Source organism: Edwardsiella hoshinae NBRC 105699 = ATCC 33379 (assembly GCF_000474215.1).
Taxonomy (GTDB): domain Bacteria; phylum Pseudomonadota; class Gammaproteobacteria; order Enterobacterales; family Enterobacteriaceae; genus Edwardsiella; species Edwardsiella hoshinae.
The window spans coordinates 1-18,742 of sequence record NZ_BAUC01000013.1 but is presented as its reverse complement, the minus strand read 5'-3'; the positions used below and the strand labels follow the sequence as shown (position 1 = coordinate 18,742).

The 18,742-nt window shown below is 57.4% G+C and carries 18 protein-coding genes, 1 other RNA gene and 1 pseudogene; 13 read left to right on the top strand and 7 right to left on the bottom strand.

Going from position 1 to position 18,742, the window contains the following annotated elements:
* Positions 1-35 precede the first annotated feature (35 nt).
* Positions 36-614, bottom strand: coding sequence for a lipoprotein (locus EHO01S_RS05670; RefSeq protein WP_024523044.1), 579 nt, complete (start codon positions 612-614; stop codon positions 36-38).
* Between the two features lie 415 nt (positions 615-1,029).
* On the opposite strand from EHO01S_RS05670, the gene bolA reads away from it, so the two are divergent.
* From bolA to EHO01S_RS05630, 8 genes are all read left to right on the top strand, one after another.
* On the top strand, positions 1,030-1,356 hold the full coding sequence (gene bolA, locus EHO01S_RS05665; protein WP_005283468.1) for a transcriptional regulator BolA: 327 nt from the start codon (positions 1,030-1,032) through the stop codon (positions 1,354-1,356).
* A gap of 468 nt (positions 1,357-1,824) precedes the next feature.
* Complete coding sequence (tig, locus tag EHO01S_RS05660) at positions 1,825-3,126, top strand: trigger factor (RefSeq protein ID WP_024523043.1); 1,302 nt, start codon at positions 1,825-1,827, stop codon at positions 3,124-3,126.
* Positions 3,127-3,356: 230 nt separating this feature from the next.
* The gene (clpP, locus tag EHO01S_RS05655; RefSeq protein ID WP_005296829.1) at positions 3,357-3,977 is read left to right on the top strand and encodes an ATP-dependent Clp endopeptidase proteolytic subunit ClpP; all 621 of its coding nucleotides are present in this window, start codon (positions 3,357-3,359) and stop codon (positions 3,975-3,977) included.
* Positions 3,978-4,162: 185 nt separating this feature from the next.
* A complete protein-coding gene (clpX, locus tag EHO01S_RS05650; protein WP_024523042.1) occupies positions 4,163-5,434 on the top strand; it encodes an ATP-dependent protease ATP-binding subunit ClpX in 1,272 nt (423 codons plus the stop codon).
* 223 nt (positions 5,435-5,657) lie between these two features.
* Positions 5,658-8,012, top strand: coding sequence for an endopeptidase La (lon, locus tag EHO01S_RS05645; protein WP_024523041.1), 2,355 nt, complete (start codon positions 5,658-5,660; stop codon positions 8,010-8,012).
* Between the two features lie 214 nt (positions 8,013-8,226).
* The gene (gene hupB / locus EHO01S_RS05640) at positions 8,227-8,499 is read left to right on the top strand and encodes a nucleoid-associated protein HU-beta (protein ID WP_005283482.1); all 273 of its coding nucleotides are present in this window, start codon (positions 8,227-8,229) and stop codon (positions 8,497-8,499) included.
* A 282-nt stretch (positions 8,500-8,781) separates the two neighbouring features.
* Positions 8,782-10,662: a peptidylprolyl isomerase gene (gene ppiD, locus EHO01S_RS05635; protein WP_024523040.1), complete on the top strand. Its 1,881-nt coding sequence runs from the start codon at positions 8,782-8,784 to the stop codon at positions 10,660-10,662.
* A gap of 142 nt (positions 10,663-10,804) precedes the next feature.
* Positions 10,805-11,146: a helix-hairpin-helix domain-containing protein gene (locus EHO01S_RS05630; RefSeq protein WP_051355197.1), complete on the top strand. Its 342-nt coding sequence runs from the start codon at positions 10,805-10,807 to the stop codon at positions 11,144-11,146.
* A 38-nt stretch (positions 11,147-11,184) separates the two neighbouring features.
* Here the strand turns inward: EHO01S_RS05630 and queC are convergent, their stop codons facing one another.
* Genes queC through EHO01S_RS17440 form a run of 4 tightly spaced genes read right to left on the bottom strand, consistent with a single transcriptional unit; the run spans position 11,185 to position 13,638 of the window.
* On the bottom strand, positions 11,185-11,874 hold the full coding sequence (queC, locus tag EHO01S_RS05625; RefSeq protein WP_024523038.1) for a 7-cyano-7-deazaguanine synthase QueC: 690 nt from the start codon (positions 11,872-11,874) through the stop codon (positions 11,185-11,187).
* Positions 11,875-11,908: 34 nt separating this feature from the next.
* Complete coding sequence (locus EHO01S_RS19400) at positions 11,909-12,082, bottom strand: hypothetical protein (protein WP_332270413.1); 174 nt, start codon at positions 12,080-12,082, stop codon at positions 11,909-11,911.
* 57 nt (positions 12,083-12,139) lie between these two features.
* Positions 12,140-12,334: a hypothetical protein gene (locus EHO01S_RS19395; protein ID WP_332270414.1), complete on the bottom strand. Its 195-nt coding sequence runs from the start codon at positions 12,332-12,334 to the stop codon at positions 12,140-12,142.
* Positions 12,335-12,357: 23 nt separating this feature from the next.
* On the bottom strand, positions 12,358-13,638 hold the full coding sequence (locus EHO01S_RS17440) for an SgrR family transcriptional regulator (RefSeq protein WP_332270415.1): 1,281 nt from the start codon (positions 13,636-13,638) through the stop codon (positions 12,358-12,360).
* Positions 13,639-13,736: 98 nt separating this feature from the next.
* Between EHO01S_RS17440 and cof the strand changes: the two are divergent.
* The 4 genes and pseudogenes from cof to amtB all read left to right on the top strand — a co-directional run bounded on the left by cof (position 13,737) and on the right by amtB (position 17,102).
* Positions 13,737-14,551, top strand: a pseudogene (gene cof, locus EHO01S_RS17435) (HMP-PP phosphatase).
* A gap of 168 nt (positions 14,552-14,719) precedes the next feature.
* Positions 14,720-15,181, top strand: a complete 462-nt coding sequence (locus EHO01S_RS05610) for an Lrp/AsnC family transcriptional regulator (RefSeq protein ID WP_024523037.1) — start codon at positions 14,720-14,722, stop codon at positions 15,179-15,181.
* Positions 15,182-15,459: 278 nt separating this feature from the next.
* Positions 15,460-15,798: a P-II family nitrogen regulator gene (gene glnK, locus EHO01S_RS05605; RefSeq protein ID WP_024523036.1), complete on the top strand. Its 339-nt coding sequence runs from the start codon at positions 15,460-15,462 to the stop codon at positions 15,796-15,798.
* Between the two features lie 26 nt (positions 15,799-15,824).
* Entirely contained in the window at positions 15,825-17,102 is a 1,278-nt protein-coding gene (gene amtB, locus EHO01S_RS05600) for an ammonium transporter AmtB (RefSeq protein ID WP_024523035.1), read from the top strand.
* A 24-nt stretch (positions 17,103-17,126) separates the two neighbouring features.
* Here amtB and tesB read toward each other — a convergent pair whose 3' ends face one another.
* Together tesB and EHO01S_RS05590 are read right to left on the bottom strand one after the other, a co-directional pair.
* Positions 17,127-17,993, bottom strand: a complete 867-nt coding sequence (tesB, locus tag EHO01S_RS05595) for an acyl-CoA thioesterase II (protein ID WP_024523034.1) — start codon at positions 17,991-17,993, stop codon at positions 17,127-17,129.
* Positions 17,994-18,073: 80 nt separating this feature from the next.
* Complete coding sequence (locus EHO01S_RS05590) at positions 18,074-18,403, bottom strand: MGMT family protein (protein WP_024523033.1); 330 nt, start codon at positions 18,401-18,403, stop codon at positions 18,074-18,076.
* Positions 18,404-18,545: 142 nt separating this feature from the next.
* On the opposite strand from EHO01S_RS05590, the gene ffs reads away from it, so the two are divergent.
* Positions 18,546-18,642: signal recognition particle sRNA small type (gene ffs, locus EHO01S_RS18190), an RNA gene on the top strand.
* The last annotated feature ends 100 nt before the right edge of the window (positions 18,643-18,742 follow it).

Sequence of the window (18,742 nt, the reverse complement as noted above, 5' to 3'; positions counted from 1 at the left end):
ATAGGCCGGTACGGCGTGCCGTACCGGCGTTCAGGTTAACGCGCGTTGGCTTTAATGAAGTCGCTGATGCTGGAGTCTTGCGCCATGGTGCTGACGATGTCCGTCAAGGCATTATTGACCGCATTGGTGATCTTGCTATTGCTGGCGGTGAAGGCACCCTGTTCGTTATAGCTGGCGCGGTAGGTCTTCACCAGCTTGCTACCATTGCGTGCGGTAGCGATGACGGAGACATCGGCGTGCGTGGTAATGTTATAGCGCAGATTACCTTCGCTAACGTCGGCATACAGGCGGTTAATCACGATCTGTAAGTCGACGGCACCGTTAGCACCGATCATGTAGCCGCGGGCGCTCATCTGCTTTTCTAAGATTTCTTGCAATAGGAAACGCAGATCGCGCTGAGGCATCAGAGTGACCAACTGACCGTCACGGTTGACCTTTGCCAGCGCCTTATCTTGGCGAACGTCGGCGCCATTGATGCTGATAGTGATGCCTTGTAGCGTAGGATCTGGCTGTGGCAGCGCCATCTGCGGATTGATATTCAGAGTATTACTTTGGCTGGCGCAGCCGGCCAAGGCGAGCAGCGCCAGCAGAGGAAGAAACAGTTTTTTTAGCATAGTCATTGTGATAGCCATTTTCTGGTGTTGAGTGATAACAGGGACTGCATCGGCTGTGCAGGAGATGGACAGGTATATCATACCATTGCCTCCGCGGGCGAGGGATCCCCGGTGGGGATTTTCTTCCCGCGTTGATCGTCTCGGGGCCCGTAGGCGGAAATGGTGATTCACCCTATTGATAATAAGGCTATATTTGCAGTTGAAAGCCGCTAGAGCGTGACGTTAAATTAATGTAAGGAGTGCGTAGAATGGCAAAAAGCGGCTACGCTTTAGGTTAAGGAGGCGGAAAGATAGACTCAGCCCCCGATGGGGCGCGGGGACTATCGGATGCGAGTGCGGTGCCTGCCGCCGCGATGTGCTCCCGACGCGTTAGCGTGTCATGTACCACTGCCGTTGCCGGATAAGGGGATGTCGTATGATGAGAGAGCAGATAGAAGCCAAACTGCGCGCGGCTTTTGAGCCGGTCTATCTCGATGTGGTAGACGAAAGTTATCGGCACAACGTGCCGGCAGGATCGGAAACCCATTTTAAGGTGGTCATGGTCAGCGACCGCTTTCAGGGCGAACGCTTTCTGCAACGCCACCGCGCGATTTACGGCGCGTTGGCCGAAGAGATGGCCGATGGGGTGCATGCCCTAGCGTTGCATACCTATACCCGCAAAGAGTGGGCGGGGTTGCAGGATACGGTGTTGGCCTCGCCGGTTTGCCGCGGTGTCGGTAACGGTAGCGCCAGCCTTGCTTAGACGGAACTTTTTAGGCGCGCTGCGGCCCAACAGAGGCGAGCGCCGCGACGGAGATGGCCTAATGGCCATCTTTTTTTGTCCGTGTTGCCGGGGGCTAGCGGAGAGTTCGGCGCGAAAGTGTGAGGCGCCGCGTGACTTAATCCCGCGGGTTCTCGACTCCCAGTGCGCGCATCGCTATAATGTCGCGTCTATTTTTCCGGAATGGTATTCGGGACGCATCTGAAAACAGGGAATGCGATATCGACCCAATGAATTTCGAGCAACATTGAGGCGGTGATGCGTTGGCGTCTCCTGCGCTGGCCGAGGTAAGCGCGAGGAGAGGACGACGATAACGGCGGAAATGGTACTTGGAAGGCGGCGGGCGTGACTCTTGCGCCGTCCCGCTTCAGAGTAAGTTGCGGCTCTCAGGCATGATGCGGAGAACGGCTTCTAGCGTTGACCGAGCACTGTGATTTTTTGAGGTATAAGATGCAAGTTTCTGTTGAAACCACCGAAGGCCTGGGTCGTCGCGTAAATATTACTGTTACTGCTGATAGCATCGAAAAAGCAGTAGAGAGCGAACTGCGTAATGTTGCCAAGAAGGCACGCATTGACGGTTTCCGTAAGGGTAAAGTGCCGATGAACATCGTCGCTCAGCGTTATGGCGCATCTGTACGTCAGGACGTGCTGGGCGATCTGATGCAGCGTAATTTCGTCGACGCGATCATCAAAGAAAAACTGAATCCGGTCGGCGCGCCGAAGTATGTGCCGGGCGAATACAAACTGGGCGACGACTTCACTTACGCGGTAGAGTTCGAAGTTTACCCAGAGATCGAACTGAAGGGTCTGGACACCATCGTGGTTGAGAAGCCGCTGGTTGAGGTGAATGACGCTGATGTTGACGCCATGATCGAAACCCTGCGTAAGCAGCAGGCTTCCTGGGTGGCGAAAGAGGGTGCTGTGGGTGCCGAAGATCGCGCGACCCTCGATTTCACCGGCTCCATCGACGGTGAAGCCTTCGAAGGCGGCAAAGCGACCGATTTCGTTCTGGCCATGGGCCAGGGCCGCATGATCCCGGGTTTCGAAGACGGTATCCTGGGGCATAAAGCGGGTGAAGAGTTCGTCATCGACGTGACCTTCCCGGAAGACTACCACGCAGAAAACCTGAAAGGTAAAGCGGCTAAGTTCGACATCGTGCTGAAGAAAGTAGAAGAGCGCGAATTGCCGGAAATGACCGCTGAATTCATCAAACGTTTTGGCGTGGCTGATGGCTCTCTGGAAGGCCTGAAAGCTGAAGTTCGTAAAAATATGACCCGTGAACTGAAAAACGCCGTGCGTAACCGCATCAAGGCTCAGGTTCTCGACGGTCTGGTAAGTGCGAACGAAATCGATGTTCCGGCTGCCTTGATCGACGGCGAAATCGACGTACTGCGTCGTCAGGCCGCACAGCGTTTCGGTGGTAATGAGAAGCAGGCGATGGAACTGCCGCGCGAACTGTTCGAAGAGCAGGCTAAGCGTCGTGTCATCGTCGGTCTGCTGCTGGGCGAAGTGATCAGCAAGAACGAACTGAAAGCGGACGACGCTCGCGTTAACGCACTGATCGAAGAGATGGCTTCTGCCTACGAAGATCCGCAGGAAGTGATCGAGTTCTACAGCAAGAACAAAGAGCTGATGAACAACATGCGCAACATGGCGCTGGAAGAGCAGGCGGTTGAAGCGCTGCTGGCCCAGGCTAAAGTTAGCGAGAAAGAGACCACCTTCAACGAGCTGATGAACCAGCCACAGGCTTAAGTTGTTAGTCTGATCGATTAAGGTCGTCTGAAAAACCTTCGCCGTAGGGCGAAGGTTTTTTTTTAGCAAGCGCCTTTATTTCACCGGGTTCATCCCCAAATGAGTAAAATACTGTCTGCCTGAGGCGCAGGGACTGCGGAGGAGAGCCCGATTGTGCATAGTCAATCCGGCCTATCTCAAGTAGAATCAAAATGTACCACTGCTGAAGAGATTTCTATAGGAGACGGTTAATGTCATACAGTGACCAGCGTGAGTTAGCACCGCACATGGCGTTGGTGCCCATGGTTGTTGAGCAGACTTCGCGCGGCGAGCGTTCATACGATATTTTTTCCCGTCTGCTCAAAGAACGCATTATTTTTCTGACAGGGCAGGTCGAGGATCACATGGCCAACCTGATCGTGGCCCAGATGCTGTTCCTGGAAGCAGAAAACCCGGAAAAAGACATCCACTTATATATTAACTCACCAGGTGGAGTGATCACCGCGGGGATGTCTATCTATGACACCATGCAGTTTATCAAACCGGATGTCAGCACCATCTGTATGGGGCAGGCTTGCTCAATGGGATCGTTCCTGTTGGCGGCCGGGGCACAGGGTAAGCGTTTCTGCCTGCCGAACTCGCGGGTGATGATCCATCAACCGTTGGGTGGTTTCCAAGGCCAGGCGACCGATATTGAGATCCACGCGAAAGAGATCCTCAGTATCAAAGCGCGTATGAATACCCTGATGGCCAAGCATTCCGGTCAGCCGCTGGAGGTGATCGAGCGTGATACCGAGCGTGATCGCTTCATGTCTGCACAGGAAGCGGTCGATTACGGTCTGGTCGATGCCGTGCTGACTCAGCGCGCCTGATTTGTGCGGCGAACCGCTCCCCCATGCTGCCACTCTGGCTATTCGCCGATATACTATAGCGATATAAAGCGCCCACGGGCGCTTTCGTCTGGATAGGCTGTGTGCCGCGCGGATCAGCACGACGGCCATGATAGGGCGTATGCCTGTCGCGGGTGGGACAGCAATTAAATGAAAGAGGTTTACTGATGACAGATAAGCGCAAAGACGGCTCGGGCAAGCTGCTGTACTGCTCTTTTTGCGGCAAAAGCCAGCATGAAGTTCGTAAGCTGATCGCCGGTCCGTCAGTGTATATCTGCGATGAATGTGTCGACCTGTGTAACGACATCATTCGCGAAGAGATCAAAGACGTGACGCCGCACCGCGAGCGTAGCGCACTGCCGACGCCCCATGAAATCCGCCATCATCTGGATGACTATGTCATTGGCCAGGAACAGGCGAAGAAGGTGCTGGCGGTGGCGGTGTATAACCACTACAAACGCCTGCGTAACGGAGATTCCAGCAACGGTGTTGAGCTGGGTAAGAGTAACATCCTGTTGATCGGCCCGACCGGTAGCGGCAAGACGCTGCTGGCGGAGACGCTGGCCCGTTTGCTGGATGTGCCGTTTACCATGGCGGATGCGACGACCTTGACCGAGGCCGGTTATGTCGGTGAGGACGTCGAAAATATTATTCAGAAGTTGTTGCAGAAGTGCGACTACGACGTGCAAAAGGCACAACGTGGCATCGTCTATATCGACGAGATCGACAAGATCTCACGGAAATCAGATAACCCATCGATTACCCGTGACGTGTCAGGGGAAGGGGTGCAGCAGGCGTTGCTGAAACTGATCGAAGGGACGGTAGCGGCCGTTCCCCCGCAGGGCGGGCGTAAGCATCCGCAGCAAGAGTTCTTGCAGGTCGATACCTCCAAGATCCTGTTCATCTGCGGGGGGGCCTTCGCCGGACTGGATAAGGTGATCGGTCAGCGTGTGAATACCGGCACCGGTATCGGTTTCGGCGCGAAGGTGAAAGGGAAGGCGGATAAGGCCAGCGAGAGTGAGCTGTTGGGCCAGGTCGAGCCGGAAGATCTGATCAAGTTTGGTCTGATCCCGGAATTCATCGGTCGTCTGCCGGTCGTCGCGACGCTGAAAGAGTTGGATGAAGCTGCGCTGATCCAGATCCTGAAAGAGCCGAAGAACGCCCTGACCAAGCAGTATCAGGCATTGTTCAGCCTGGAAGGGGTCGAGCTGGAGTTCCGTGACGAGGCATTAACCGCCATCGCCAAGAAAGCCATGGCGCGTAAAACCGGTGCGCGTGGTCTGCGTTCGATCGTCGAGGGAACGTTGCTCGATACCATGTACGATCTGCCCTCCATGGAGAATGTGGAGAAGGTGGTGGTCGATGAACAGGTTATCGAGGGACAGAGTAAGCCGATGCTGATTTACGGACAGCCCGAGGCGCAAGCCGCCGGCGAGTAACCCGCCCCCTCCGTGGCACGCGTTCGCCGTCGGCGTGCTGGATTGAGGGATAGCAGGAGAAATGGGGGAATGGCATTCCCCCCTTTTTTTCCGTAGATCGTGGCGTTGAATCCCGTCAATCTAGCCCCATATACTCTAATAATCCTTTGGTGGAACAGCCTTTATTCATGATATGGCGCTGTTTCGCCATAACCTGGCGGAAGCTAAACAAAGAGAGAGCTCTATGAATCCTGAGCGTTCCGAACGCATAGAAATCCCCGTATTGCCTTTGCGCGATGTGGTGGTTTATCCGCACATGGTGATTCCGTTGTTTGTAGGCCGGGAAAAGTCGATCCGCTGCCTGGAAGCCGCAATGGATCACGACAAGAAGATCCTGTTGGTGGCACAGAAAGAGGCCTCGACCGACGAGCCGGGCGTCAACGATCTGTTTACCGTCGGGACGGTGGCCTCCATCCTGCAAATGCTGAAACTCCCGGATGGTACGGTGAAGGTGCTGGTGGAGGGGATCCAACGTGCACGCATCACCACGTTGTCTGATGGCGGCGAACACTTCGCCGCCCAGGCGGAATACCTGGCGACGCCGGAGATCGACGAGCGTGAGCAGGAGGTGCTGGTACGGACCGCCATCAATCAGTTTGAGGGCTATATCAAACTGAATAAGAAAATCCCGCCGGAGGTGCTGACGTCGCTGAACAGCATCGACGACGCCGCCCGTTTGGCGGATACCATCGCCGCCCATATGCCGCTGAAATTGAATGATAAGCAGACGGTGTTGGAGATGTCCGACGTGGCCGAGCGTCTGGAATATCTGATGGCGATGATGGAGTCTGAGATCGATCTGCTGCAAGTCGAGAAGCGCATCCGTAATCGGGTGAAGAAGCAGATGGAGAAGAGCCAGCGCGAGTACTATCTGAATGAGCAGATGAAGGCGATTCAGAAAGAGCTAGGCGAGATGGACGATGCGCCGGACGAGTTCGAGGCGCTGAAGCGCAAGATCGAAGCGGCTAAGATGCCGAAAGAGGCGCGCGAGAAGGCGGAAGCCGAGCTGCAAAAATTGAAGATGATGTCGCCGATGTCGGCGGAAGCCACTGTGGTGCGCGGCTACATCGATTGGATCGTGCAGGTGCCGTGGCACGCACGCAGCAAGGTGAAGAAAGATCTACGCAAGGCGCAGGAGACTCTAGACGCCGACCACTATGGCCTGGAGCGCGTCAAAGACCGCATCCTGGAATACTTGGCGGTGCAGAGCCGCGTCAGCAAAATTAAGGGACCGATCCTGTGCCTGGTGGGACCGCCAGGGGTAGGTAAGACCTCGCTGGGGCAGTCTATCGCCCGTGCTACCGGGCGTCAGTACGTGCGTATGGCGCTGGGGGGGGTACGCGATGAGGCGGAGATCCGCGGTCATCGCCGGACGTATATCGGCTCCATGCCGGGTAAGCTTATCCAGAAGATGGCGAAGGTCGGGGTACGTAACCCGCTGTTCCTGTTGGATGAAATCGACAAGATGTCTTCCGACATGCGCGGCGATCCGGCCTCGGCACTGCTGGAAGTGCTGGATCCGGAGCAGAACGTCGCTTTTAACGATCACTATCTGGAGGTCGATTATGATCTGTCCGATGTGATGTTCGTCGCCACCTCTAACTCGATGAACATTCCGGCGCCGCTGTTGGATCGTATGGAAGTGATCCGCCTGTCCGGTTACACCGAGGATGAGAAGCTTAATATTGCTCGCCAGCATCTGCTGCCGAAGCAGATCGAGCGCAATGCCTTGAAGAAAGGCGAGCTAACGGTGGACGATAGTGCGATCGTCGGCATCATCCGTTATTACACCCGTGAGGCAGGGGTACGTGCGTTGGAGCGTGAGATCTCCAAGCTGTGCCGTAAGGCGGTCAAGCAACTGTTGTTAGACAAGTCGCTGCGTCATATCGAGATCAATGGCGATAACCTGAAAGATTATTTGGGGGTACAGCGTTTCGACTATGGTCGTGCCGACAGTGAAAACCGCGTTGGGCAGGTGACCGGTTTGGCCTGGACTGAGGTGGGCGGTGATCTGCTGACTATCGAAACCGCCTGCGTGCCGGGCAAGGGTAAGTTGACCTATACCGGTTCGCTGGGTGAGGTGATGCAGGAGTCGATCCAGGCGGCATTAACGGTCGTGCGTGCCCGAGCCGAGAAACTGGGGATCAATCAGGACTTCTATGAGAAGCGCGACATTCACGTCCATGTGCCGGAGGGTGCCACGCCGAAAGATGGACCGAGCGCCGGTATTGCCATGTGTACGGCGCTGGTCTCTTGCCTGACGGGCAACCCGGTTCGTGCCGATGTGGCGATGACCGGCGAGATCACCCTGCGCGGTCAGGTGTTACCGATCGGCGGGTTGAAAGAGAAGTTACTGGCGGCGCATCGTGGCGGTATCAAAACCGTGTTAATCCCGGATGACAACAAGCGGGATCTGGAAGAGATGCCTGAGAACGTCTTGCGCGATCTCGACATTCATCCGGTGAAGCGCATCGATGAGGTTTTAGCCTTGGCGTTGCAGAATGCACCGTTTGGTATGGACGTGGTCACCGCGAAATAGTGACATATCGCAAAGTACGTTGATAAAACATCGGCTGGCGGCGCATTTCGGGCTTGCCAGCCTTTTTTTGTGCCGTTAACGTAGAGCCCTGTCCGCCGTAGCAAGCGCCGCCGATGCGTTTGTCGGTCGTGACAGATTTGAGATAACTGCTGCGCGGTCGTACGGTAGGGAGATTGTTTCCTGTGCGACCGAGATTTTTAAAGGGGATGAGAGAGTGAATAAATCACAACTGATCGACAAGATTGCCGAGGGTGCTGATATTTCCAAGGCGGCGGCCGGTCGTGCGCTGGATGCCTTCATTGCCTCCGTGACCGAAAGCCTGCAACAGGGTGATGCTGTCGCTCTGGTCGGTTTTGGTACTTTTGATGTGCGTGAGCGTGCCGCGCGTACAGGCCGTAACCCGCAGACGGGTAAGGAAATTGAGATTTCCGCCGCTAAGGTACCGGGTTTCCGTGCCGGCAAGGCGCTGAAAGACGCGGTGAACTAAGCGTAGGGCGCGCTGTGCCGGGCATCGGTGGTGGCGATTTCTGCAAATCGCAAACAATCGACTGACGCCATGGCGTAGCTAAGGTAAAATACAAGGCGCATCATGTTGATGCGCTTTTTTTATGGCTGGCAACTGCCTTCCCTGCACATTGTGGCGCGATGCCTCGTCAGGGTAGCCTGAAGCAGTTAATCTATAGCGTGTGCTGTGCATAGCCGGGCGAGTCCCGGCACGACGCGGAGTCACAACGTATTACCAACAATCACAGCGGAGTGTTGCCACACTATGATGGACAATTTACGCGCGGCCGCCAATCACGTCGTGCTCAAGGTTATCCTGGCTCTGATCATCATCTCGTTTGTGCTGACCGGGGTAGGTAATTATCTGATCGGTGGTTCCGGCGACTATGCGGCCAAGGTGGATGGTCAGGAGATCAGCCGGGCCCAACTGGAGCAGGCGGTGCAGAATGAACGTAGCCGTTTGCAGCAACAGTTGGGCGATCAGTTCTCGGTGCTGGCAGGTAACGAAGGGTACATGAAGCAGCTGCGTCAGCAGGTGTTGTCACGCATGATCGATGATGTGCTACTCGATCAGTACGCCAAAAAATTAAACCTGGCCATCAGCGACGCGCAGGTGAAAGAGGCGATTCGTGCCATGCCCTACTTCCAGACGGATAACCATTTCGACAACGCCAAGTACCTAGAGATGGTGGCGCGTCTGGGGTTGACGCCGGATGCCTATGCGCAATTACTGCGTCAGCAACTGGTGACACAACAGTTGATCCAGGGATTCACCGCCACCGGTTTCACGCTGCCGAGCGAGGTCTCTGCGCTGGCGGCGCTGACTATGCAGCAACGCCTGATCAACATCGCTACCATCGATATCAAGCAACTGATGCCGCAGCAGAAGGTGAGCGATGCCGAGCTGCAAGGTTACTATCAACAGCACCAGAATAGCTTTATCGCGCCTGAAGCGGTGCGCGTGAGTTACATCGAGATGGATGCTGCCGCGATCAATGACAAGATGAGTGTCAGCGACGCGGAGATCAGTGCCTATTACGATCAGCATAAGCGCAGCTACACGCAACCGGAGCGCAATAAGTACAGCGTGATCCAGGTGAAGAGTGAGGCGGAAGCGAAGGCGATCGCGGAGCAACTGGCCAAGGGCGCCGACTTCGCCGCCCTGGCGAAAGCGCACTCCACCGACATCATCTCCCGCAAGAATGGCGGTGAGCTGGAGTGGATGGAGCCGGAAACGACGCCGCAGGAGATCTTGGATGCCAAGTTAACGAGCAAGGGGCAGATTTCTGCGCCGATCGCTTCCAGCGTCGGTTACCTGATCGTGCGTCTGGATGACACGCAACCGGCGGTGATTAAGCCCCTGTCAGCGGTACGTGCCGCTATCGCCGATAAGGTGAAGCAGCAGAAATCGTTGGATGCCTTCTACGCCATGCAACAAAAGGTGAGCGATGCGGCCACCAGCGATAACGACTCCTTGGCCGGTGCCGAAGAGGCGGCGGGGGTTAAGGCGACCGAGACCGCATGGTTTACCCGTGATAGCGTGCCGGCAGCGCTGAACTTCAAGCCGGTGGTGCAGGCGATTTTTGATGGCTCGCTGTTTGGCGAGAACGGCACGCCGGGCAGCAACTCCGACGTGATCAGCGTCGAGGGCGATCGTGCCTTCGTCCTGCGCGTTAGCGCGCATAAGCCGGAGGCGGTTAAGCCGTTCGATCAGGTTCGCGATCAGGTGAGCGAACTGCTGAAACGCCAGAAGGCGATCGCCCAAGCACGTAGCGAAGGCGAGAAACTGCTGGCCGAATTGCAGGCGGGCAAGGGCGATGCCGCGTTGCAGGCCGCTGGCCTAAGCTTCGCTGCCGAGCAGACGTTGACCCGCGCCTCCGAAGACCGCCAACTGGTAGACACGGTGTTCGCCCTGCCACATCCGCAGGCGAATAAGCCGGTCTATGGCCTCTCGGAAGATCGTCAGGATAACATCGTGCTGATCCGCCTGAATGCGGTGAAAGCGGGCCAACTGACGGCGGAAGAACAGAAAGCCTTCGCCGCGCAGATGCTGACCGGTGAGACAGGGATCGTCTTCGAGGCGCTGATGGATAACCTGCGCGCTAATGGTAAAATTAAGCTGGGCGCGGCGGCAGAAATGCAGTGACCGCCGCAGTAGCACGAGAAGCAATGTAAACGATAAAGGCCGCGTCAGCGGCCTTTTGCGTATCAGGCATCCGGTTTTTGTCAGCCGTCGGAGCTTAAGGCATGGTAAGCGCGTTGGTTAACCGATCTGAAGGAGAACTGTTATGCCGTTATTCACCTTATTGTTATCCTCCCCGCTGTGGCTCTCCCTGTTATTTTTCCCCCTACCTCCCCAGGCCGCAACGGGCGTTGCTGCGGCCACGGCCAGTACGCCCGCCGCCGAGACGCGGCAGAGTACGCCGCCACAGGGAGCACGCTTGAACATTAATCAGGCCTCGGCACAGGCATTGGCAGCGGGTATGACGGGCGTTGGGCTGGATAAGGCTAAGGCGATCGTCGATTTCCGCCAGCAGCACGGTACCTTTTCCAGCCTCGATCAACTGTTGCAAGTGAAGGGAATTGGCCGGGCGCTGTTAGAGAAGAATCGTTCGCGCCTGGCGCTATAGCCGCCCCCGCCGTCCAGGCTCGGGGGGAGGCGAGCGGGTTAAGCTAACCCGCTCTTCTGGCGTAGGGCAGCCATTACGCCCGCCGGATCGGCCTGGTATTGCTGTAGACCGTGTGCGCGTAGATGACAGGCGGCGCAGTGGCCGCAGCCGTCGCCTTGAATGCCGTTATAGCAGGTCAGGGTATCGTGGCGTACACGCTCCAATTGGCCGTAATAGTCGGCTAGAGCCCAGGTCTCCGCCTTATTCAGCCACATCAGCGGTGTCTCGAAACGAATATCACGGGCCATCCCCAGGCTCACGGCGTGATTGAGTGCCTTGACAAATTGATCGCGACAGTCGGGATAACCGGAAAAGTCGGTCTCGCAGACCCCGGTGATCACCGCCTCGGCCTCGACCTGGTAGGCGTAAATCGCCGCCAGGGTGAGGAACAGAATGTTACGTCCTGGCACGAAGGTATTGGGGATGCCCGACTCGCTCTGGGTCGGCACCGGGATGTTGTCTCGGGTTAAGCTGCTGATGGCTAACTCGTTTAATAAACCGACATCCAACACTTTGTGAGCGCTGGCACCGAGCTGCTGGGCCAGGTTACGGGCGACATCGATCTCGGCGCGGTGGCGCTGCCCGTAGTCAAAGGTGATGCAATGGACATCGTCGTAGCGTTGCAACGCTTGGATCAGGCAGGTAGTCGAATCCTGCCCACCACTGAAAACCACAACGGCGCGTTTCATAGCTAAAAACCTCAAGAATCTAGTAAAGAGAGCGTCAGGCTATGGTAGCCGCTGGCTCGGGCAATGAACAGTCTTCATCTGGCGCCGGTACCCAGGCTTGGCAAAAGTCGAACCAGCCGTGGGCAGTCAATACGATACCCTTGACTCGTGGTGGGACGCTGACCTGATAACGGTAGTTGAATAGCGGCGCCAGGTAACCTTGTGTCATCAACGTGTCGTAGAGCCGCCGGAGTTCGGCCAGGCGTTGTGCTTTGTTGGCCGCCTGTTATTGGCGATTGAGGTGATCCAGCGTATCCCGATAGCCGTCCGGCGGCAGGATCGCGGGCCACAAGCGATCGGTTCGAGGCCAGTTGTCTAGCGTGGCACCGGGTGACTCACCGATGCGTTTGTCTCCCAAGATGATATCGGCCTGGGCCAGCTGCGCCTCATCGAGCCAGCGTTTTCCTGCGAAAAAGTGCAAGGTTAGAGTGCAACCGAGGCGGCTCAGACGAGATTGCAGACGGCGTGCCAATTGGTGCAAGGGCGCGGCGGGGTGTGACAGAAGTACCAGGTGCGAGGGCAACGTACAAGGGGGGGAGGGGCCTCGGGGAATGGCCAACCGGGGAGCAGCGCTTCGCAGCGTAGGGTGATCCCCTCCTCAAGCGCTAGGGCACTAAAGCTTTCCGCATCGCGCATCAGTGCCAGCAGATAACGCGCTTGCGCTGATGTCAGCGTCCCTCGCCGCTGATTGATGGCCATATAGCCGAATCCTAAGCTGGTGCTGCTCTTGAGCCAGCGCATATCTTGTTTTCCCTCATCTGCGCCGATCTGGATGCGTACCGCATCTTGGCAAGCGCGCAGTGCCGCATGTGGTCCGGCGGTGATCCAGTATTCGATGGCGTGCAGATAGGGGCGCTGCAAGTGGTATCCCGGGGACTGCTCCAGGCGCAGTAGCGTCGGATCGGCATTGGCCAGACGAAACGGTCCGGCGCCGATATCAGCTAGCTGCGGGTGGGGCAGCAAACACAGTAGATTCGCCAACCGGTGGGCCAACCAGTAGTCGGGACGTTTGAGGGTGAAGCGTAAGCACAGTGGAGAGGGGTGATCGATAGCCGACACGCTGGTCAATAGGGCCCCAGCTTGCGGATGCGAGCGTCGCATTTGCAGCACTGCCAACAGTTGCGCGCTGGTGATGGCCTGACCATGATGCCCGTGGAGATCGCTGTGCAGTTGGAAGTGCCAGCAGAGGCCGTCGGCGCTGACGTGCCAATGGTGGGCGAGATCAGGCTGTGGCGTCGTGTTGCCGGGGATGAAGCGGGTGAGCCCGGCATGGATCGTGTGTGCCAGATGCTGCTCCGCGCGACCGCTGAGTTGCAGGGGATGGATCGGCTCCAGTGAGCGGTAATAGGGGATGCGCAGAGTCGGCAGTTCAGCCGACCATTGCCCACCGAGGTGAGGTTGTAGGTAGGGTATCAGATGGGCCGGGTCGCGTGCCGCTAGGAGTAAGGCCGCTGAAGGGTTGCCCTCCAGTAAGAGATGCGCCATCAGTTGGCTGTACAGTTGCTGTAGTGGCACCCGACAATGTAATTGACCTCGCCGTCCCCGACCGGCGCAGGCCTGCCAGTTCAGCCAGCCCGCCTCTTGCAGCTGGTTGAGGAGGGGGCGCGCATGGCGTTCACTACAGCAGAGTGTGGCGGCCAGCTCGGCGACGGTGGTTGCCCGAGGCGCATCTCCGGCGAAGTGATAGAGCCGTTGGTATTGGTTAAGCCGTTGCAATAGGTGCATCGCTAAATCCTGAACACTTTTCTCTAATTGTTCACTATTAGTTCCGTAAATATCGCGCGATACTGCACAACCTGTAGCGAGGGGGGGAGGGAGGCGACATGCGTTTGGCGGCGTTTGATATGGACGGTACATTTCTCATGCCGGATCACCGCATCGGGGCAGAGATGCTTGATGCCTTGCAGCGCCTGACGCGCCAGCAGGTGATGCTGACCTTCGCCACAGGGCGCCATTACCTGGAGCTTAGCCGCATGACACGGCGGCTTGGCCTGAGTGGACACCTGATCACCGCGAATGGTACCCGGGTGCATGATCGCAACGGCCAGTTGCTCTTTAGCCAAGATCTGGCGCCGGCGGTGGCCTATGAACTGTTGCACGCGACATGGAGCAACATGGCATCGTTGCACCTGTTCCGTGATGATGGTTGGTTGACGGGGCATGCCTGTCCTGAGCTATTGCTCCCCCATCGGGCAGATGGCTTTGCCTATCGCTTGGTGGATTTGCGCCAGCTACCGGCCTATGGCATCTGCAAGATCTGTTTCATCGATCATCATCAGCGTTTGTTGACGTTGCAGCAGCGCCTGCGCCGCCACTTCGGCACAGCGATCTCTGTTTCTCCGGCCAGGATTCGTTGGAGGTGGTGCCGCCAGGCAGCAATAAGGGCAACGCATTAGCGGTATTGTGCGAGCATCTCGGTATCACGTTGGCGGCATGTATGGCCTTTGGCGATGCGATGAATGATCGGGAAATGCTCGCGATGGTCGGCCAGGGATTCATCATGGGTAACGCTTTGGCGCAATTGCGATATGCTCTGCCCCATCTACGCGTAATCGGCGACTGCCGCCAGCAGGCGGTGGCACAACAAGTAGCGTGTTGGCTCACGCAATCTCACCTCACCTTCCCCCCGAATCACTGAGGTTTGGCAGCCAAGTGCTAGGGGGCCGGATGGTTCCCTTAGCGCTTTTTCTTTGCTTGCCATTCCCGCTGATATCCTTCTGGCCGTATCCCATTTATGCGGGAAAAATATTGATTATTATTGCGCGTATTGGCCTAATTGGAGGAAATATTTCTCCTGGAGGTGCCTATGTTGGATAAAATCGATCGTAGCCTGTTGAATATGTTACAGCGGGACTGCACCTTGTCGTTGCAAGTGTTGTCCGAGGCGGTCAATCTGACCTCGACCCCCTGCTGGAAGCGTCTGAAGCGCCTAGAGGAGGAGGGCTACATTACGCAACGGGTCGCGTTGCTGGACAAGGAGAAGCTTGGCCTAGGACTGACCGCCTTCGTGGCGATTAAGACCCAGTATCACAGTGCGGAGTGGTATCACCATTTTGTGCAACAGGTGGAACATATGCCGGAGATCTTGGCGTTTTATCGCATGGCGGGGGAGTACGACTATCTGATGCAGGTGCAGGTAGCCGACATGAAGAGCTTTGATGAGTTTTATAAACGCCTGGTGACAGCGGTGAAAGGGTTGAGCGATGTCACCTCCAGCTTCGCCATGGAGCAGATTAAGTTCACCACAGCGCTGCCGCTACGCGACTAGTGCGCGCTGGCGCACGTATCCCCGCGTCATGCTCACATCTCCCCCATGCCCCAGGCGGTGTGCCGGCCCATCCTGGTCCGTGTTTCATGCTGCGCTATATTGGGCCGCTTCCCTCGCGTTTTGCACCATTTCGGTGCTAGTCCATTCGCACACCGTTACCAGTCAATTTTGTGACTAACCCCGCATGAATACTGCACTTTCTCTCACTATTTTCATGTATGGCATGACATTTGCTGAATCTTTCGGCGTATGAGGTGGTGTCCACAAAGGAGAGAGCGATGAAACTGGTGAGTGCCGTGATCAAGCCGTTCAAGTTGGATGAGGTGCGCGATGCACTCTCGGCCATTGGCATCTGTGGATTGACGGTGACCGAGGTGAAGGGGTTTGGCCGCCAGAAAGGGCACGCCGAGCTTTACCGTGGTGCGGAGTATGCCGTCAATTTCTTACCCAAGGTCAAGATCGAGATTGCCCTGGCAGATGAGCGGCTGGAGGCGGTGATCGAGGCGATCTGCCAGGCTGCGGGCAGTGGGAAAATCGGTGATGGCAAGATTTTTGTCGCCGACTTAACTCGTGTGGTACGCATTCGTACTGGCGAATGCGATGAGGCGGCATTGTGATAATGGGCAGGGAGGGGGGGGAAATGATGACATTGCGTAAGGGGATGGTTGTGGCGTTGTGGTTGCCGGGGACGGCTCTAGCCGCGACGCCGCTCGCGGATCGGGCAGACAATGGTTTCATGCTGATCGCCACGGCACTGGTGTTGTTTATGACACTGCCGGGAATCGCTTTATTCTATGGCGGGCTATTGCGCGCCAAGAATGTCTTGTCGTTGATGACGCAGGTGATGGTGATCTTCGCGCTGGTTAGCGTGTTGTGGGTGTTGTATGGCTATAGTTTGGCCTTTGGTAGCGGCAATGCCGTCGTGGGCAATTTGCACCGCGTGATGCTACGCGGGGTCGGCTTGCACGATGTTACCGGTTCGATCTCGACTCTGGTGCATGTTGCCTTTCAAGGCTCTTTCGCCATCATTACCGTAGCGTTGGTGGTTGGCGCTTTCGCCGAGCGCATGCGTTTCGGCGCGGTGCTGATCTTCGCGGTGCTGTGGTTTACCCTTTCTTATATTCCGTTGGCACATATGGTCTGGGGAGGCGGCTGGCTGGCGGCAGACGGTGCACTGGATTTCGCCGGTGGCACGGTGGTGCATATCAATGCGGCGGTGGCCGGACTGATCGGCGCCTATCTGTTGGGGCCGCGTAGCGGTTACGGACGCGAAGCGTTTAAACCCCACAGCCTGCCGCTGGTCTTTCTTGGTAGCGCCATTCTCTATGTCGGCTGGTTTGGCTTTAACGCCGGCTCTGCCGGTGCGGCTAGCGACATTGCCGCATTGGCTTTCCTCAATACGGTAATCGCCGCGGCTGGTGCCATCCTCTCATGGTTGTTGCTGGAGTGGTGGCTGCGTGGCACTCCTTCACTACTGGGGGCTTGTTCCGGTTGTATCGCCGGGTTGGTGGCGGTGACACCGGCGGCAGGGAGCGTCGGTGTCGGCGGGGCGTTATTACTCGGCTTGCTGGCTGGTGTGGCGGGGCTATGGGGTGTGGTGGCGCTGAAACAGTGGTTACAGGTGGATGACGCCTGCGATGTATTCGGGGTACATGGCGTGTGCGGCATCGTCGGTTGTCTGGCGACCGGGGTACTGAGTGCCGATGTGTTGGGGGGGACGGGCTACGCCAGCGGCGTTACCATGGGGCATCAGCTGTGGGTACAGACGCTGAGTGTGCTGGTCAGTGTTCTCTGGTCGGCGGCGGCGGCGCTGATCGCCTATAAGGTCGCCGATAAGTGCGTCGGGCTGCGAGTCAGCGAAGAGCAGGAGCATTCCGGGCTGGATGTGACCAGCCACGGAGAGAGCGCCTATAACCGTTAACGGCGGCGCCGCGCCGGCGCGGAACTAACGCGCCGGATGCTGGCGAATGACGCCTTCCTGCATGGCTGAAGCAACTAGCCGCCCTTGGCGATCAAAAAATTGCCCGCGTACCAAACCGCGTCCACCAGAGGCGGAGGGGCTATCGATAGCGTACAGCAGCCAGTCGTCGAGACGGAAGGGACGATGGAACCACATGGCATGGTCGAGCGTCGCCACTTGCATCCCTGGCTCAAGAAAGCCTTTGCCATGCGGTTGTAAGGCCGTCGGTAGAAAGTTGAAGTCGGAGGCGTAGCCCAGCAGATATTGATGGACGCGGGGATCGTCGGGTAACGTGCCGTTGGCGCGTACCCAGACATAGCGCTGCGCTGGGCCGACCTCACCCTGTAAAGGGTTATGAAAGTGGAGCGGACGCATTTCAATGGGCTGTTCGCGGGTAAAGGCCTCACGCACCGCTGCGGGGATGTGCTGTTGTAACGCGCGCGCGATATCGACCTCGCTGGCTAACCCGGCCGGTCCAGCCGTCTGCGGCATGGAGCTCTGGTGATCGAAGCCCGTCTCTTCCGTTTGGAAGGAGGCGGTCATGTAGAAGATCGGCTGCCCGTGTTGGATGGCTTTGATGCGTCGGGCGCTGAAGCTATTGCCATCGCGCAGGATCTCTACATCGTAGACAATTGGCATCCGACTGTCGCCGGGACGTAAAAAGTAACTATGAAACGAATGCAACTGGCGTGCCGGGTCGACTGTTTGCTTGGCGGCATACAGCGCTTGGCCGACCACCTGGCCGCCGAAGACTTGACGCAACCCCAAGTCCTCACTCTGCCCCCGGTAGATGCCCTGCTCGATTTTTTCTAGATTTAAAAGGTTCAGCAACTGCTGTAACGCCTGACTCATCGGTAATACCTTAACCTATGTTACATAGGCCACAGTGTGCGCAACCGAGGCGGCGGCGTCAATCTTGCGCGAAATTTGCGTTAGGGGTGCCAGCGCCAGCGCGCCAAATCGAGCACGCCCTGTTCATCGACGGCGATCCCCTCGGCCTGTAACGCCCGGCGTTGGCGTAGGAATGCGTCGCCTTGCAGCGAGAGAGTGCCAAGGCGGTTGACCACCCGGTACCAGGGGAGGCGCGTGTCTTCAGGCAGAGCACGCAGAATGGCGCCGACACGTCGGGCGGCGCGGGCATGGCCGGCTAGCGCCGCGATCTGACCATAAGTGGCGACCCGAGCAACGGGGATGGCGGCGACGCAGAGTAGCACGCGCTGCTGAAAGGTGTCGTGGTGGTCAGGGGGGCTGGGCGTCGTCATAGCGCGATTATCGGTGTTTATAGCGCGCGGCTCAAGTCGATTGTCTAAGAAAACAACGTTTAACGGGAGCCGCCTTGCAATTGTGTCTGGCATCGCCGATAATGCTCGCGCGTTGTTATTGCGGCGCTCGTTATGGGGGCCCTGTTGGTTCTCCCGCAACACTAGCTTGTGAATTCGGTCAGGTCCGGAAGGAAGCAGCCGTAGCAGGTGAGGTGTGTGCCGGGATGTAGCTGGCAGGGCTCCCACCCATTTCTGCCTCTGCCTCTGCCTCTGCCTCTGCCTCTGCCTCTGCCTCTGCCTCTGCCTCTGCCTCTGCCTCTGCCTCTGCCTATGCCTCTG

Excerpts from the sequence above, each read along its gene's own strand:
- EHO01S_RS05670 (WP_024523044.1), bottom strand. The coding sequence starts at position 614 with ATGCTAAAAAAACTGTTTCTTCCTCTGCTGGCGCTGCTCGCCTTGGCC.
- bolA (WP_005283468.1), top strand. The coding sequence starts at position 1,030 with ATGATGAGAGAGCAGATAGAAGCCAAACTGCGCGCGGCTTTTGAGCCG.
- tig (WP_024523043.1), top strand. The coding sequence starts at position 1,825 with ATGCAAGTTTCTGTTGAAACCACCGAAGGCCTGGGTCGTCGCGTAAAT.
- clpP (WP_005296829.1), top strand. The coding sequence starts at position 3,357 with ATGTCATACAGTGACCAGCGTGAGTTAGCACCGCACATGGCGTTGGTG.
- clpX (WP_024523042.1), top strand. The coding sequence starts at position 4,163 with ATGACAGATAAGCGCAAAGACGGCTCGGGCAAGCTGCTGTACTGCTCT.
- lon (WP_024523041.1), top strand. The coding sequence starts at position 5,658 with ATGAATCCTGAGCGTTCCGAACGCATAGAAATCCCCGTATTGCCTTTG.
- ppiD (WP_024523040.1), top strand. The coding sequence starts at position 8,782 with ATGATGGACAATTTACGCGCGGCCGCCAATCACGTCGTGCTCAAGGTT.
- EHO01S_RS05630 (WP_051355197.1), top strand. The coding sequence starts at position 10,805 with ATGCCGTTATTCACCTTATTGTTATCCTCCCCGCTGTGGCTCTCCCTG.
- queC (WP_024523038.1), bottom strand. The coding sequence starts at position 11,874 with ATGAAACGCGCCGTTGTGGTTTTCAGTGGTGGGCAGGATTCGACTACC.
- EHO01S_RS19400 (WP_332270413.1), bottom strand. The coding sequence starts at position 12,082 with ATGACACAAGGTTACCTGGCGCCGCTATTCAACTACCGTTATCAGGTC.
- EHO01S_RS17440 (WP_332270415.1), bottom strand. The coding sequence starts at position 13,638 with ATGCACCTATTGCAACGGCTTAACCAATACCAACGGCTCTATCACTTC.
- EHO01S_RS05610 (WP_024523037.1), top strand. The coding sequence starts at position 14,720 with ATGTTGGATAAAATCGATCGTAGCCTGTTGAATATGTTACAGCGGGAC.
- glnK (WP_024523036.1), top strand. The coding sequence starts at position 15,460 with ATGAAACTGGTGAGTGCCGTGATCAAGCCGTTCAAGTTGGATGAGGTG.
- amtB (WP_024523035.1), top strand. The coding sequence starts at position 15,825 with ATGACATTGCGTAAGGGGATGGTTGTGGCGTTGTGGTTGCCGGGGACG.
- tesB (WP_024523034.1), bottom strand. The coding sequence starts at position 17,993 with ATGAGTCAGGCGTTACAGCAGTTGCTGAACCTTTTAAATCTAGAAAAA.
- EHO01S_RS05590 (WP_024523033.1), bottom strand. The coding sequence starts at position 18,403 with ATGACGACGCCCAGCCCCCCTGACCACCACGACACCTTTCAGCAGCGC.